This window comes from Ferruginibacter sp. SUN106 (assembly GCF_050611765.1).
In the GTDB taxonomy this organism is placed as follows: domain Bacteria; phylum Bacteroidota; class Bacteroidia; order Chitinophagales; family Chitinophagaceae; genus Ferruginibacter.
In genome coordinates, this window is record NZ_JBODJC010000005.1 from 563,502 (window position 1) to 578,011 (window position 14,510).

The following is a 14,510-nucleotide window of genomic DNA, read 5'->3' on the forward strand; positions in this document are numbered from 1 at the left end:
AAAATATTTGCGTTGCAAGGTAATAACAAACTAAACTACCAGCAACTAAACCCTAAACTTCTAAACCTTAAACTCCTGAACCTCTAAACCAAAAAAAATGAAAACATTGTGTCTTGATTTTGGAAATACCCGCCTTAAGGCAGCCATCTTTGAAGGAGATAACTTTAAAGAAGAAATTGTGCTGCCTAATGATGAGATGTTTACTATAGAAAGGCTAATGACTGTTCATCAACCAGAAAAAACAATATTGTCTTCGGTTATTAATCATAACCCGGCACTGGAAACTTTCCTGGCATCCAAAACAAAATTTCACAAGCTATCCCATCTTACCAGGGCCAATTTTACCACGGCTGTGGGTAAGCCGGAAACTATCGGGGCAGACAGGCTGGCGTTGAGTGCTGCTGCAGTGCATTTTTATCCCGGGATGAATAACCTGGTAATAGGCCTGGGCACCTGCATTACTTATAATTTTATTAATCAATACCACCAGTTTATAGGCGGTAGCATATCACCTGGTATGGAAATGCGCTTTAAAGCCATGCAGGTTTTTACAGCAAAGCTGCCTTTAGTGCAGGCAGAATGGAATTTTCCGGTAATTGGCTACGATACCAAAACAAATATGCAAAGCGGCGTAATAGCCGGAATTGCCTATGAAATGGACGGATTTATTGATGAATATGCCCAAAAATACGGCAACTTTAACGTCGTTTTAACCGGGGGTGATGCGGCCTATTTTGCTCGTCGGCTTAAAAACAGGATATTTGCCGACAGTAATTTTTTATTTAAAGGACTTTATGCACTCAGCGAAACTAACAATGACTAAATTTATACCCGTACTTTTTGTGGCATGTGGCTTTTCTACAGCGGTTGTTGCACAGGAAAATTCTCCCTATTCAAGATATGGCTTAGGCGATCTGGCACCCAATCATAATATTGCATCCCGGGCAATGGGTGGTATTGCGGCCGGTCTTTTAGATATCAAAAGCAGCCTGGAAGGCTTTGGCAGTATCAACTTTGTAAACCCTGCAACATTGGGTACATTGCCGCTTACCATTTTTGATATTGGCGGTGAGGTAGATATCCGGAATTTAAAAAGTACCAACCCGGTTAAAAAATTCAGTTCCACCAACACCATATTCTCTTACCTGCAGTTAGGCTTTCCGCTTACTACAGAAAAAATGCGCAAGAAGAAAATATACTGGGGCATGAGCCTGGGCCTTAAACCGGTTACCAAAGTAAACTACAAAATTGAAAAGTTTGGCCGCCTGAATAATATTGATAGTTTAAATACTTTATACGAAGGTAGCGGGGGCACCAACGAAGCGTTTATCGGTACCGGTATAAAGATAAAAAACCTTAGTATAGGTATTAATGCCGGCTACATGTTTGGTAATAAAGACTACAGCACAAGATTGAATTTTATTAACGATACCGTTACTTACTATAAATCTAATTCTGCCAACCAAACCACTTTTGGCGGTATCCTGGTAACCGGCGGTTTTCAATACGAGATTCCGTTAAATAAAGATAAGGACCAGTTGTTTCCCCGTTTGCGTATAGGCGCCTACGGTAACTTACAGCAAAGCCTGAAAGCAAAACGAGACGATATCAGGGAAACTTTTGAGTATGATGCCAACAATGCCAGCTTCCGTGTTGATAGTGTGTATGAAAATAAAAACGTAAAAGGAACGATACAATACCCGGCTTCCGTTGGTGCAGGTTTTACCTACCAGGATCAGCATTGGATATTAGGTGCCGATTTTGAAAGGACCAACTGGAACAAATACCGTTACTACGACCAGGCCGACCAGGTGCAGAGTAACTGGACATTAAGAGTTGGCGGACAATACTATCCTGCCAAAATAAACACTCCTGTAAAAAAATATTTTAATTATGTAAAATACAGGGCAGGTTTTTATTATGGCCCTGATTATATTAAAACCAATAACAGCCGACCCGAGTATGCTATTACTTTAGGAACCGGTATGCCATTAACTTCTTTGCAAAGAGTAAGTTATTATACTACTGAATACGTGGTGCTGAATACGGCTTTGGAAATAGGCAACAGGGGCGACAAAAATGCCAACCTTAAAGAAACTACCGTACGCTTTAGTATTGGTGTTTCTATGAATGCCAGTTGGTTTATTAAACGCAAGTACAATTAAGAATGTTTTTTAAAAAAATGTACATATTATTAAGTGCAGTCTTCCTTACAGGCTGCATTTTTTTATCGGCCTGCGAAAACAGCGCCAAAGAAATTGACGATCTTACCAAAAAAAAACTGGGTGTAGAAGAAGCTGCAAAAGTAAATGTTAACTACACCAACAATGGCAAAACCAAGGCCATACTGCAATCGCCATTAATGCTTCGAGTACAGGATACCTTACCTTATGTAGAATTTCCTAAAACATTACACGTAGATTTTTATAACGAGACTGCAAAGATTGAAAGTATACTGGATGCCAAATACGCTAAGTATATCGAAAGCCAGAGTAAAATTTTATTGAGAGATAGTGTACGTTTTATTGGCCTCACTAACGGCGATACACTGTACTGCGATGAATTATACTGGGACAGAAGCCGCCCTACCTACCAGTTTTATACCGACAAGCCGGTGCAGATAAGAACCAAAATGCAGATCATCAATGGTACCGGTTTCGAAACCAGCCAGGATTTTAAAGACAAGCATGTGATCAATCCTACCAACACTATTATAAAAGTGCCGTCATCGCAGTTTCCGGAAAATTAATTGCAATACTATTAGCTTTTATTATTTAAAACAGGTGCGGATAAAACCTTACACACCCAGCTTTTCCTTGATCTTACCAATATCCTCTCCTAAAGTATTTAAACCCTGCAGAATAAGCCAGTTTACCTGTTCCTTCTTTGCATAATCTGCCTGTGGGTCATTTACCACGTTATTTTCGCCATGGGCGGCATTTAGCTCTATATCTGTAGTCAGCAAATCATCAATAGAAACCTTGAAGAATTTAGCAATTCCAATTAACTTGTCAAAATCGGGCTCGGTAAGCCCATTCTCATAATTTGACCATGTGGCACGCCCAATACCAACAAAACCTGGCATTGCGGCCTGGGTATGTTTACCTTTTTTGCGTAAGAACAAGATGTTTTTTGAAAAGAAACTCATAAATATCAACAGTTGTGCATAAAAAGAATCAAAATAATTTGTCTATTTCAAAAATATTTTGAAATATTTGTGCAGGAGTTCTATTTAACAAAGGTATAGTAAAAATATACATCAATCTACTTCAGCTGCACTAAACTACGATCTGTACCAGTAAAAGACACTCCCATAATCATCACCCGAAATCTTTTTTATGATGACTTGTCTTTCCGAAGATAAAGCAATACAATTTGCCTGCAGCACCATACACGATTTTTTTGATTGTTACGGGCTGCCTGATGCTACCTGGTATTGGGAAACTATTATTAAAGCCGCAGGCAATAAAAAGCCCTGGGATAAGGAAGCTCCCTATCATTTGCTGTTGTTTATGGAAAAGCTGCAGGAATTATGTACGGCAGCTGTAACTATCAGCAAGGATTACACTATACATGCAGCTGTTGTGGTGAAGCAACCAGAAAAGCAACCGGCACCTGGTATTTTACGGCAAAGCGATTTTGTAAACAGCCTGCAGCACGGCAATGGCTGGAGTTGTTTCCCACGCAGCCTTACGATAAAGCAATATCAGGATCCCTGCAAAGTGATTGAAAAATTTGCTGCCCGGATGCCTGTGGCTTTATGTACAAAAATTATTGGCGATATACAGGCGTATGCACTAAGCAGGAACGCTATTGACGGGGAGTATACCAGCGGACAGTTATTAAAAATACGCCTCTGCCTGTTGCAATTAATAGAGGCCTGCCACCTTATCGAAGTGCGGATACAGGTTCTGAAAAAACAGGGGCATGGAAAACAAAGACGCAAAAAATAAACCGCTGCTTTATTAAAAGGATAGCATGAATTTACCAACGATAGAAAATTGCGGCAACCACAAAAAAGTACTGACAGCACTGATATTGAAAATCAGTACTGTGGAAAAGATTTACCTGCTTGGCGCAAGCATGTGCCGGCAGCGCACAGAAAGTATTTTCGGGCATCCTGCAGCAGGCTGTAACAGGGCAGGGCATTATTACCTGCTGGTACTGGTAAATAAAGATACCTGCTATGGCCATAACGATCTGCAGGACAGAATAGAAAATACCTGTCGCAATGTTGTTCCTGTTACGGTAATAATTTTAAGTATCAACCAGTTCACCAGCTGGCATGCTAAAGGGCACCGTTTTGTTGCCACTGTACTGGCAAATGCCGAATTGTTGTACGGCGTTGACGATTGGATGGTAACAACAAAGAATACCCTGAACGAAACCGGTGAAAAAAAAGGCAATGATGATTACTGGACGGAGGTCTATAACCGGGCAAACGAGTTTATAGAAGGCACAAAATGGTACCTGCTGAGGCGGCAGAATAAAATGGCCCTGTTTATGCTGCAGCAGGCAGCGGTGCTGTTACTGTGCAGTATTTTTAAAAAACACTCGGGCCTGCACATGCCTACGCATAACCTGGATAAATTGCTGCGCTATTGTTCATTGGTTACTCATAGAATAACCGATCTGTTTCCTAAAGATAACGAGAAGGAATTGCGGCTCTTTCAGTTATTGCAGCAGGCCAATGCCTATGTAAAGCATAAGCAGGAATTTGTGATAACAAAGCATGATGCAGCTATTCTGCTGGAAAGAATAGTGCACCTGCAAAAGATGTATAAAATTTCAATACAGGGCAGTGCAGTGCTGTAATTTTTCAACTTACTTTTTCCTGTTATTTTCGATATAGATAGCTATTGCCCCGGTTTTAGCAATAGTAAAAGTTGTATTTTCAATGAGGAAAAAAAATTTATTATGAAAACCAGGTTGTATCCTATTTGTTGTATCCTTTTACTGGCAGCATCGTGTAAACCTAAAGATCAGAGAATTGTGGACCACGAAAAGCATATTACCACACTTCCTGCCGGCGATGCAAAATTTTTAGCGTTAAAAGATACTGCTCAAAAATATATGGATGAATTTATTACCGGGTTTAAAATAAACGGTCACAACGACAATTATGCCTTTACCATAAAATCCAATTACTCCGATAAAGAGATTAACGAACACATGTGGTCGGCACCCATTGCATTTACAAATGGTGTGTTCACCTGCGTTTTTGTTGATAGTGCTTACAATGTACAAAATGTAAAAACAGGCGATACGGTAAGGGTGAATCAAAAAGATATAGAAGACTGGACTATTTATAATTATTCAGACAATACACAAAGGGGTTATTTTTCTGAGAAATATCTTAGGGGAGAGTAGTGAAGCTGCTTTAAATCACTGGTGCTTTTATTTTAAGTAAGTTTATACTGCGTTTGTCCTTCGACTTCGCTCAGCAACGCTAAGATCAGAAGACAGAAGTGGCCTTCCTTCGGAAGAACACTTGCGACAAGAGGTAATATTATTAACAATATTGTAAAAGTTGAATAACATGTATTTAAAAAAGCATTCAATAAATGCAATCAAAAGCTATTGTTTTAATGAAAACCTTTATTATATAAAAAAAGACACAAATAAAAATGATCTTTTTTATGTAGACAAGAATTATAATTCGTTATGTATTTTGTCTGATGAAGATAAATTTCAAGAAGTATATTCAATTGATGATATTGTTTATGTAAACACTTTGCATGGAAAAGAAATAGTCATCGACAATAAAAAAATAGAGGGATTTGATTTGTATTTTAACGTTATTTCTTTTGAAGATGGACAATACCTTGCTTATTGTATGGAAAGGGATAAAGTGACTAATCAAAAAAGTACTATTAAGTTCGATTTCAGGAAAAATAAAATAATATGGCGTGTAGATAAATCATCTGGCTTTAACTATATCGGTAAAAATCAATTTTTTATTTGTTTCATTGATATTATAAAGGAGCTATCTATAATTTTTTGTTACAATAAAATTAATGGTGAGTTGCTCTGGCAATTTGATTTAAAAGAATTGGGCACTTATAAAGATGTGCTTTCCATTGAGACTCCATATGGTTTCGAAAAATTTATTGGTGAGTGGAGAGGGCAATTATTTGTAGGGTTGTCGGAAAGCTTAATTGTTTCTTTGGATATTACAAACGGAAAAGTGATAAATAAATGGGATAAAATAAATCCTGGTACAACACTTCTTTTTTCGGCAGAGGAAAAACTTGTAGGATTAGGCGGCATAGGTTATTGGGAAATCGACTTAAAGACTAATGAACTAACTATAACTTACCTTTCAGAAGAATTAATGAAGCAGAATGTAAGAGGTATAAATGATTTGAATATATATGGTGTAACTGATGCTCATTTTTTCTGCGCTGCAGATATGAAAATACCAGATGAACCTGATCACCACATAGGCGCAATTGTAGCCATTAACCGGCAAACTTTAAAAATAGATTGGAAATATGTGTTTGATGACAGCCAGGGGCAATGGACTACTTTATCTGAGGGCCCCAGGATTGATAATGCAAAATTGTATCAATTGGATAGCAGGGGCACGCTGCATTTTTTTGAGAAGGAAGTAGATAAAATAATAGTGTAGTGGTATAAAGTGGTATTGTATCAGACAACTTCCAACAAAGACACCCCATTATTTTAACCAATCTCGAAAATTTCATTTCCTTCTCTTATACTAACTTCACACCTCAATTTTTAAACTACATTTTATGCAATACCGTCGCCTCGGAAGATCCGGCTTACAGGTTAGCGTACTAAGCTTTGGCAGCTGGGTAAGTTTCAGTAAACAAATTAATGATAAGGTAGCCGATGAATTAATGGGCATCGCTTACGATAACGGCATCAACTTTTTCGATAATGCAGAAGTATATGCACTGGGCGAAAGTGAAAAAATGATGGGCCGGGTAATTAAAAAGAAAAAATGGGACCGTACTTCTTTCACGGTTTCTTCCAAAGCATTCTGGGGCTGGAGAGGCAAGGCCAATAAACCCAACCAGACCGGTAACAACCGCAAACATTTACTGGAAGCTTGTGACGAAGCTTTGCAACGTTTGCAGGTGGAGTACCTCGATATGTTCTTCTGCCACCGCCCCGATAAAAACACTCCCATAGAAGAAACCGTTTGGGCCATGAACCATTTGATACAGCAAGGCAAAGTATTATACTGGGGCACCAGCGAATGGAGTGGCGTGGAAATTATGGAAGCCCACCGTGTAGCAGAAAAATTAAGATTGATCGGCCCTACCATGGAGCAACCACAATACAATTTATTTGAAAGAGAAAAAGTAGATAAGGAATACCTGGATATTTTCAGAACAGTTGGTATGGGCACTACCATCTGGAGCCCGCTGGCATCAGGGCTTTTAAGTGGTAAATACAATGATGGTATTCCTAAAGGCAGCCGCTTTGCATTGGAAGGATTTGATTGGCTTAAAGAGCGTTGGGTGATGGATGAAAAAGTAAAGAAAGTAAAAAAGCTAAGCGAACTGGCCACTAAATCAGGCGTTACTACTGCTGCACTAAGTATTGCCTGGTGTATTAAAAACCCTAATGTAAGTACCGCCATTTTAGGTGCTACAAAAAAACAACAGCTGTTAGATAACTTAAAAGCTTTGGAAGCATTGGAAAAATTAACACCTGATGTAATGGAAAAGATTGAAGGTATTATGAAAACAAAACCAACCTTACCGGAATTTTAATTATGAAAAATACAATCCTCTACGGCATCCCCAATTGCGATACCACTAAAAAAGCCATGGCCTGGTTAAACAAAAATAATATTGCTTTTACCTTTCATGATTATAAATTGCAGGGAATAACCAACAAAAAATTAGCCGGATGGTGCGATATAAAAGGATGGGAGACTATCTTTAACAAACGAAGTACCACCTGGCGGGAATTACCGGAAGCAGAGCAAAAAAAAGTAACAGGCCAGGCTGCAGCAATACAAGTAATGCTGAACAACAACAGCATTATAAAAAGGCCGATCATTGAACAAGAAGGCAAACTGGTTGTAGGTTTTAACGAAACAGACTATAAAGGGCTTTAAAATAAATTAAGTACACTCAATCAAAACAATTTAAAATTTATGAAACGTAACGCAACTGCCGTTTGGAACGGCTCTGGTAAAGAAGGTAATGGTAGCCTTACCACACAAAGCACCACTTTAAACAAAACACAATACTCCTTCAACTCCCGTTTTGCAGAAGGCGTAGGTACCAATCCTGAAGAATTAGTAGCTGCTGCACATGCCGGTTGCTTTAGTATGAAACTGAGTTTTGTTTTGGGCGGCGCAGGTTTTACGCCAGACAGTATAGAAACACAATGCGTAATTACTTTAGATCCGGCCGCAGGTGCCATTACTGAATCACACTTAACTGTGGTTGCAAGTATACCCGGTATCAGTGCAGAAAAATTTGAAGAATGTGTGGCAGATGCAAAAGCAAATTGTCCTATTTCAAAATTGCTGAACACAAACATTACACACGAAGCAACTTTAAAATAATATTTTCAGCTGTAAAGTAAAAGCCGTCCCCAAACTTGCTGGCGACGGCTTTTGTATTTTAGTTTAGCATAAGAATCAATTAATGCATGGCTTCCGACAGATCTACTTTTTTCTTTTTAGTTCCCTTTGCCATAATTATAAAAGGTACACAAAGCAGGAATGCAATACCCAGGTAAAGGAACACATCCATATAAGATAACACGGCCGCCTGCTTGCTAACCCTGCCATCAAGTGCTGCGTAAGCGGTTTTAAGTGCATCGGCAGCTGATCTGCCCTGTCTCATTAATCCTTGCTGTATAGTCTGCACAGTTTGCTGTACCGAAGGATTATTAATATCTAAATGGCTTACCAGGCTGGTACGGTGTACCACATTCTGTCTTGATATAAATGTGGTGATCAAAGCAATACCAAAAGAACCACCCAGCTGGCGCATCATACCGGTGAAGGCTGCACCCTGCCCGATCTCCTGTCCTTTTAAAGTAGATAATGAAAGTGTGGTAATAGGTATAAACAACATGCCCATACCAACGCCACGTACAATCAGCATCCAGAAAAAATCATCCGCATTGGTATCAGGCGTAAGAATAACATACCCCCAGAAAGTAAACACAGCGAAGAGAATAAAACCGGATGCAGCAAGGTATTGTTGTGGTACACCCTTCTGTAAAAGTGTACCAATAATGGGCATCATAAATGCTGTGGTTAATGCTGCCGGCACCATCAGCATGCCTGCCTCCTGTGCCGTCCACCCTAAAATAGATTGGGTGTACAGGGGGATGATAAATGTGGATCCGTATAAGCCAAAGCCCATAATAAAAGAAAGAATTGTACCTACCCTCAGATTACCATTCTTCAACACCCTCAGTTCAACAATGGGTTTCTTTACCGTCAGTTCACGCCATATAAAAAAGTACAAACCTAAAAAAGAAGTGATGGCAAGGGTAACGATAAGGCCGCTGCTGAACCAATCATCATCCTGCCCTTTTTCTAAAACATATTGCAACGAACCTACTGTAACTGCCAGTAGGGCAATACCCAGCCAGTCAACATCTGCCACAGCAGTTTTTTCGCCGTATTTAGGACTGCGTACAAACTGTAACGTAAGTAAAGTGGCAATTACACCAATTGGAATATTGATATAAAATATTAATGGCCATGATGCATGGGTAACAATATAACCACCTAATGGCGGCCCCAGTGTAGGACCGATAATTACACCTAAACCATAGATGGCCTGTGCCATGCCTCTTTTTTCAGGAGGATAACTTTCTGTAATAATGGTTTGGGAAGTTACCAGTAAAGCACCTCCACCTAAACCTTGCAAAAAGCGGAATAATACCAACTCTACAATGCCGGTAGCATTACCGCATAAAAAAGAACATACGGTAAATAAAATAATAGAAGCCGCAAAATAATTGCTTCGCCCAAATTGTTGCGATAACCAACTTGTCATAGGCACAATAATTACATTACCGATGGCATAGGCAGTAACCACCCAACCTACTTCGGTAAGTGTGGCACCTAATGTGCCACGCATATCATTAAGCGCTACATTCACAATGGTGGTATCTACAATTTCCAGCAAGGCGCATATAATTGCAGTTATGGTAATAATTACCCGTCTTGAACCATACTCCACTAAAGATTCCATCTGTTGCATATATAATATTTCATTGCTCTGGTAAAAAGAGCGTTAAAGATTTTTAAATCAAAATAAAAAATCCCGATACTCCGTTTAATCTGTGTAATCCGTGTGCCCGGCTTTAATCCAGATGCACATCCACGCTCACATTCATACCCGCTTTTAGTTGTTTAACCAAAGCATCAGTACTATTAAATTCAATTTTTACAGGTAAACGTTGTACCACTTTTACAAAGTTGCCACTGCTGTTATCGGGAGGTAATAAAGCAAAGCGTGAGCCCGTTGCAGCAGCAAAGGAACTTAATGTAGCTTCAAAAGAATGATCAGGAAAAGCATCTACGTGTACGGTAACATGCTGGCCGATCTTCATTTTCTCTAATTGCGTTTCTTTAAAATTAGCAATCACCCAAATATCCTGGCTCAATACAATACTGAAAACAGGTTGCCCTGCCTGTAAAAACTGGCCGGCCTGTACATTTACTTTAGATACCAATCCACCTTCTTGTGCAACTACCACAGCATAAGAAAGATTCAGTTTTGCTTCTGCAACTTCTACTTCCCTTTGTTTGATAACGGCTCCGGCTACACCAATTTGTGAAGAAGTAGCATTGCTTTGAGATGCTACAGTATTCGTTTGTTGCGCCGCCTGGTTTTTTTGTTGTACCAATACATTCAACTGGCGTTCTGCTGTTTCTTTTGCAGCCTGTGCCTGTTCAAATTGTTGTTGTGTAATAGAATGGTCCTTTATTAAATTGGCATAGCGGTCGTAGTCTTGTTTTGTGCGCCACACATTTACTTTAGCCGCTTCTATCTGTGCATCTACAATACCAATATTAGCCTGAGAGCTATTGATGGTAGCTCTGGAAGCCGTAGTGTTGGCTTCAGCAGACCCTAAATTGGTTTTTGCTGTTGCTAAAGCCGCTTCGGCTTGCTGTACCCTTAATGCCATATCCCTGTCATCCAGTATTAAAAGGGTATCACCTTTTTTTACCAGCTGGTTATCTTTTACACGAACTTCTTTTACATAGCCGGCAATACGTGGTATTACCGGGCTGATGTTTGCTTCCAGTTGTGCATCATCAGTTTCTTCGTGGTGCTTACCATGATTGTATTTACTAAAGCCAAACCATCCACCGGCAATAACTAATAATGCCAGTACAATGATGAATACTTTACTTTTCTTTTTTGGAGCCTCCGGTGCCGTAGCTACTTGCGGGGTTGGTGTTTCGTTCTGTGCCATATCAGTCGCTTTTATGTTTGTTGTGGTAATGAATTAATTTTTTAATAATCCTGCAGCGTATAAAATTTTATTATAAGCTAAAAAGGAATCTGCTTTTGCGTTGGTTACACTTAATTTACTTTGTAATAAGGCCACATCAGCATCTAACAGTTCTGTAGTTGTTGCAAGGCTGTTATCATATTTATTTTTAGTGATGCGGTAATTTTCCGTAGCCTGCAGTACCGATTTTTCCAACACTTCAATTTTTTTGCGGCTTACTAAATAACCCTGGTATGCCTGGTTGATCTGAAGGCGGATATTATCACCCAGCATTTCCTGGCTGGCCTGTATTTGTTTCACCTTTGCTTCGGCACTTTGTATTTTGGTTTTTGTTTTCCAAAGCGAAGAAAGATTATACTTTACGCCAATACCTACATTCACTGCATTGGTAATACTTAAGAATTTTGGAATATCAGCAGCAATATACCCTCCGGTGAAGGCAACGCTGGGATAGTAATCTGTCTTTATAGTTTTGATATTGAGGTCTGCAGCTTTTTTACGGATAGCAATGGCGGCAATATCATTACGGTTTTGTAAAGCATCCTGTTCGTATTCCTCAATTGTTTTTACTGATTCGGGTAATGCTAAACCATTTCTGTCTGGTATCAAATCTGTTTGCTCAGGTAAACCAATCATCAGGTTCATATTTACACATGCCAGCCTGTAATTACTTTCTGCATCTAATAAGGTCAGTTCAATATTAGAAGTTTGCAGTTCTGCTTTCAACAGATCGTTTCTGGCTAGCAAACCGTTCTTCTCCAGGTTGCTTAAATCTTTTACTCTCTGGTTAGATTGCTCCAGGTTTTCTTTAACCAGGCTGATAGCTTCCCTTGCTTTAAATAAATTGATACAGGCATTGATCGTGTTCATGATTACGGCCGTGCGGTCATTATCAGCATCCAGTTTTAAAGCCTGTTGCAGATACCGGGCCGATTCGATACCGTATTTTAATTTGCCACTGTTATACAAAGGCACAGATACTGATGCAATACCATAAAATGCCTGCGATACACTGGGGCTGCCGTTGCCGTTACCGGAACCGCTTTTCAGATTGATATTTGGTTTTACAGGCAAATACAAATAAGAACTGCTGATACCAGCTTCGGGTAAACGCTTTTCTTCAGCTTCTTTTATACTGGCACTTGCTTCCAGTATTTTGGCTTCATTTAATTTAAGCTGCTTACTGTTGGCAATGCTCAGGTCAATAGCTTCTTTAAGGGTAAGTGTTTTGCTTTGCTGTGCCTGTAATGTTTGCAGGCTCAGCAGGCTTAGAATAATTAATACTAGTTTATGCTTCATGAGTTAAGATGGCTTTAAAAATAAATTTTAGGTGTGTGCTTAATTTTTTTCTTATCAGTTTCTGAAACTGGTCATCAGGCATAGCCTGCAGGTTATTGATCTCTTTGTAAGAATGCTGTGTGGTTACCATATGGCTTACCGTACCAACGAGTGTGGTCATCAATAAAGGAATATCTACGTTCTTTACAAAAGCTCCGGTTTTCTGCCCTTCATGTATCAATTGTTTTACTAAACCCTGGTTACGTTTTTTATAATCCTGTATCAGGCCAGCTATGGTGTGCCTGTGATTACCCACCTGTTCCCTCATCATCACTTTGTGAAAACATTGCTGGTTCAAAAACTTGTCAATATAATAGTCAATCATCTGGTGCACTTTTTCCATCGGGCTAAGTGCAGTATTGTTATACATGCTTTCCAGCTTTAACATGGTGCTGGCCGAGCGGTAATTGAATAGCGATTCCAGCATTTTTTCTTTGGAACCAAAATAATACGAGATCATTGCCACATTTACATCGGCTGCATCGGCAATATCCCTTACTGAAGTACCCGAAAAACCTTTTTCAGCAAAAAGCTCTTCTGCAGTCTCCATTATCTGTATTTGCTTATCGTTGAAATCCATGATGTTTGTTGTATTAAAACACAAAGTTAAACAACCGTTTAATATTAATCAAACATTTGTTTAACTTTTTTTTCCTCCGCCACAGATTACACTGATTATCACAGATTTGGTAACCCATAAATTTTTTAGTGATAAAACCGTAATTGCTTCATTCGTGCTAATTAGTGTAATTCGTGGCCAACTTTTCTGCAAAGCAGAAAAAAATGTATTAATGGCAGCGATTAGCTGAGGCAATGCCTTATTTAATTAGATTTGAGGAAATTAACGAAGCATGTCATTTGAAAATAAAACAGTAATAATTACCGGTGCATCAAGAGGCATTGGTAAAGCCATTGGCTTAAAGTTAGCCGCAGCCGGCGCCAATATTGTAATAGCCAGTAAAAGCGTGGAAGAAAATCCTAAGCTGGGAGGCACTATATTTTCTGCAGCAGCAGAAATGGAAGCTGCAGGGGGAAAGGCTTTAGCAGTACAATGCGATATCCGGTTTGAAGACCAGATTCAAAATGTGGTGGATAAAACAGTGGAAAAATTTGGCGGCATTGATATACTGATCAATAATGCATCGGCAATTAACCTGACACCTACAGAACAAACAGAACCCAAGCGTTTTGACCTTATGTATGATATAAATGTAAGAGGAACATTTATGGTAAGCAGGGCTTGTATTCCACTATTAAAAAAATCTACCAATGCACATATCTTAAATTTATCGCCACCAATAAATATGGATATGAAATGGTTTGCTAACCATTTGGCCTATACCATCAGCAAATATGATATGAGTATGATTGCACTTGGCCTGGCTGCCGAATTAAAAAAATATAATATAGCTGCTAATACTTTATGGCCACGTACCACTATAGCTACAGCAGCAGTAAATAATTTATTGGGTGGTGAAATGCTGATGAAGATGAGCCGCACACCGGATATTATTGCCGATGCTGCTTTTTACATTTTAAGTAAAGCAGCTGCTACCTGTAGTGGCAATAGTTTTATTGATGAAGAAGTGCTTGCCAAAGAAGGTATTACAGATTTAAGTAAATACTCAGTAGTGCCTGGCGCACAATTGTATAATGATTTGTTTGTATAAACAAGCTACAAGGGAATAGCTTCAAGGGGA

At 39.2% G+C, this 14,510-nt stretch carries 16 protein-coding genes; 11 read left to right on the forward strand and 5 right to left on the reverse strand.

Annotated elements, in window-relative coordinates:
* Positions 1-97 precede the first annotated feature (97 nt).
* Genes ACQ334_RS21920 through lptC form a run of 3 tightly spaced genes read left to right on the forward strand, consistent with a single transcriptional unit; the run spans position 98 to position 2,749 of the window.
* Complete coding sequence (locus ACQ334_RS21920) at positions 98-823, forward strand: type III pantothenate kinase (protein ID WP_430990418.1); 726 nt, start codon at positions 98-100, stop codon at positions 821-823.
* Entirely contained in the window at positions 816-2,165 is a 1,350-nt protein-coding gene (locus ACQ334_RS21925) for a hypothetical protein (protein ID WP_430990419.1), read from the forward strand. Before ACQ334_RS21920 ends, ACQ334_RS21925 begins: the two co-directional genes overlap by 8 nt.
* Before the next feature lie 17 nt (positions 2,166-2,182).
* Positions 2,183-2,749 (forward strand): LPS export ABC transporter periplasmic protein LptC, encoded by a 567-nt coding sequence (gene lptC / locus ACQ334_RS21930; RefSeq protein ID WP_430990420.1) that lies wholly within the window; start codon positions 2,183-2,185, stop codon positions 2,747-2,749.
* 48 nt (positions 2,750-2,797) lie between these two features.
* On the opposite strand, the gene ACQ334_RS21935 is transcribed toward lptC, so the two are convergent.
* Positions 2,798-3,148 carry a helix-turn-helix domain-containing protein gene (locus tag ACQ334_RS21935; RefSeq protein WP_430990421.1) on the reverse strand — a complete coding sequence of 117 codons (351 nt, stop codon included), beginning with the start codon at positions 3,146-3,148 and terminating at the stop codon, positions 2,798-2,800.
* A 190-nt stretch (positions 3,149-3,338) separates the two neighbouring features.
* On the opposite strand from ACQ334_RS21935, the gene ACQ334_RS21940 reads away from it, so the two are divergent.
* From ACQ334_RS21940 to ACQ334_RS21970, 7 genes are all read left to right on the forward strand, one after another.
* Positions 3,339-3,953, forward strand: coding sequence for a hypothetical protein (locus ACQ334_RS21940; RefSeq protein ID WP_430990422.1), 615 nt, complete (start codon positions 3,339-3,341; stop codon positions 3,951-3,953).
* Positions 3,954-3,978: 25 nt separating this feature from the next.
* Positions 3,979-4,815, forward strand: a complete 837-nt coding sequence (locus ACQ334_RS21945; protein ID WP_430990423.1) for a HEPN domain-containing protein — start codon at positions 3,979-3,981, stop codon at positions 4,813-4,815.
* Positions 4,816-4,917: 102 nt separating this feature from the next.
* Positions 4,918-5,370: a DUF2314 domain-containing protein gene (locus tag ACQ334_RS21950; protein ID WP_430990424.1), complete on the forward strand. Its 453-nt coding sequence runs from the start codon at positions 4,918-4,920 to the stop codon at positions 5,368-5,370.
* 169 nt (positions 5,371-5,539) lie between these two features.
* A complete protein-coding gene (locus tag ACQ334_RS21955; RefSeq protein WP_430990425.1) occupies positions 5,540-6,631 on the forward strand; it encodes a hypothetical protein in 1,092 nt (363 codons plus the stop codon).
* Between the two features lie 124 nt (positions 6,632-6,755).
* Positions 6,756-7,745 (forward strand): potassium channel beta subunit family protein, encoded by a 990-nt coding sequence (locus ACQ334_RS21960; RefSeq protein ID WP_430990426.1) that lies wholly within the window; start codon positions 6,756-6,758, stop codon positions 7,743-7,745.
* 2 nt (positions 7,746-7,747) lie between these two features.
* Positions 7,748-8,095, forward strand: coding sequence for an arsenate reductase (locus tag ACQ334_RS21965; RefSeq protein ID WP_430990427.1), 348 nt, complete (start codon positions 7,748-7,750; stop codon positions 8,093-8,095).
* A gap of 39 nt (positions 8,096-8,134) precedes the next feature.
* Positions 8,135-8,551, forward strand: a complete 417-nt coding sequence (locus ACQ334_RS21970; RefSeq protein WP_430990428.1) for an OsmC family protein — start codon at positions 8,135-8,137, stop codon at positions 8,549-8,551.
* Positions 8,552-8,630: 79 nt separating this feature from the next.
* Here the strand turns inward: ACQ334_RS21970 and ACQ334_RS21975 are convergent, their stop codons facing one another.
* The 4 genes from ACQ334_RS21975 to ACQ334_RS21990 form a co-directional block, all read right to left on the reverse strand.
* A complete protein-coding gene (locus ACQ334_RS21975) occupies positions 8,631-10,211 on the reverse strand; it encodes a DHA2 family efflux MFS transporter permease subunit (protein ID WP_430990429.1) in 1,581 nt (526 codons plus the stop codon).
* A gap of 103 nt (positions 10,212-10,314) precedes the next feature.
* A complete protein-coding gene (locus ACQ334_RS21980; protein ID WP_430990430.1) occupies positions 10,315-11,433 on the reverse strand; it encodes an HlyD family secretion protein in 1,119 nt (372 codons plus the stop codon).
* A 33-nt stretch (positions 11,434-11,466) separates the two neighbouring features.
* Entirely contained in the window at positions 11,467-12,771 is a 1,305-nt protein-coding gene (locus tag ACQ334_RS21985; RefSeq protein ID WP_430990431.1) for a TolC family protein, read from the reverse strand.
* Complete coding sequence (locus ACQ334_RS21990; protein ID WP_430990432.1) at positions 12,761-13,390, reverse strand: TetR/AcrR family transcriptional regulator; 630 nt, start codon at positions 13,388-13,390, stop codon at positions 12,761-12,763. Before ACQ334_RS21990 ends, ACQ334_RS21985 begins: the two co-directional genes overlap by 11 nt.
* Positions 13,391-13,661: 271 nt before the next feature.
* Between ACQ334_RS21990 and ACQ334_RS21995 the strand changes: the two genes are divergently transcribed.
* Positions 13,662-14,480 carry an SDR family oxidoreductase gene (locus tag ACQ334_RS21995; protein WP_430990433.1) on the forward strand — a complete coding sequence of 273 codons (819 nt, stop codon included), beginning with the start codon at positions 13,662-13,664 and terminating at the stop codon, positions 14,478-14,480.
* The last annotated feature ends 30 nt before the right edge of the window (positions 14,481-14,510 follow it).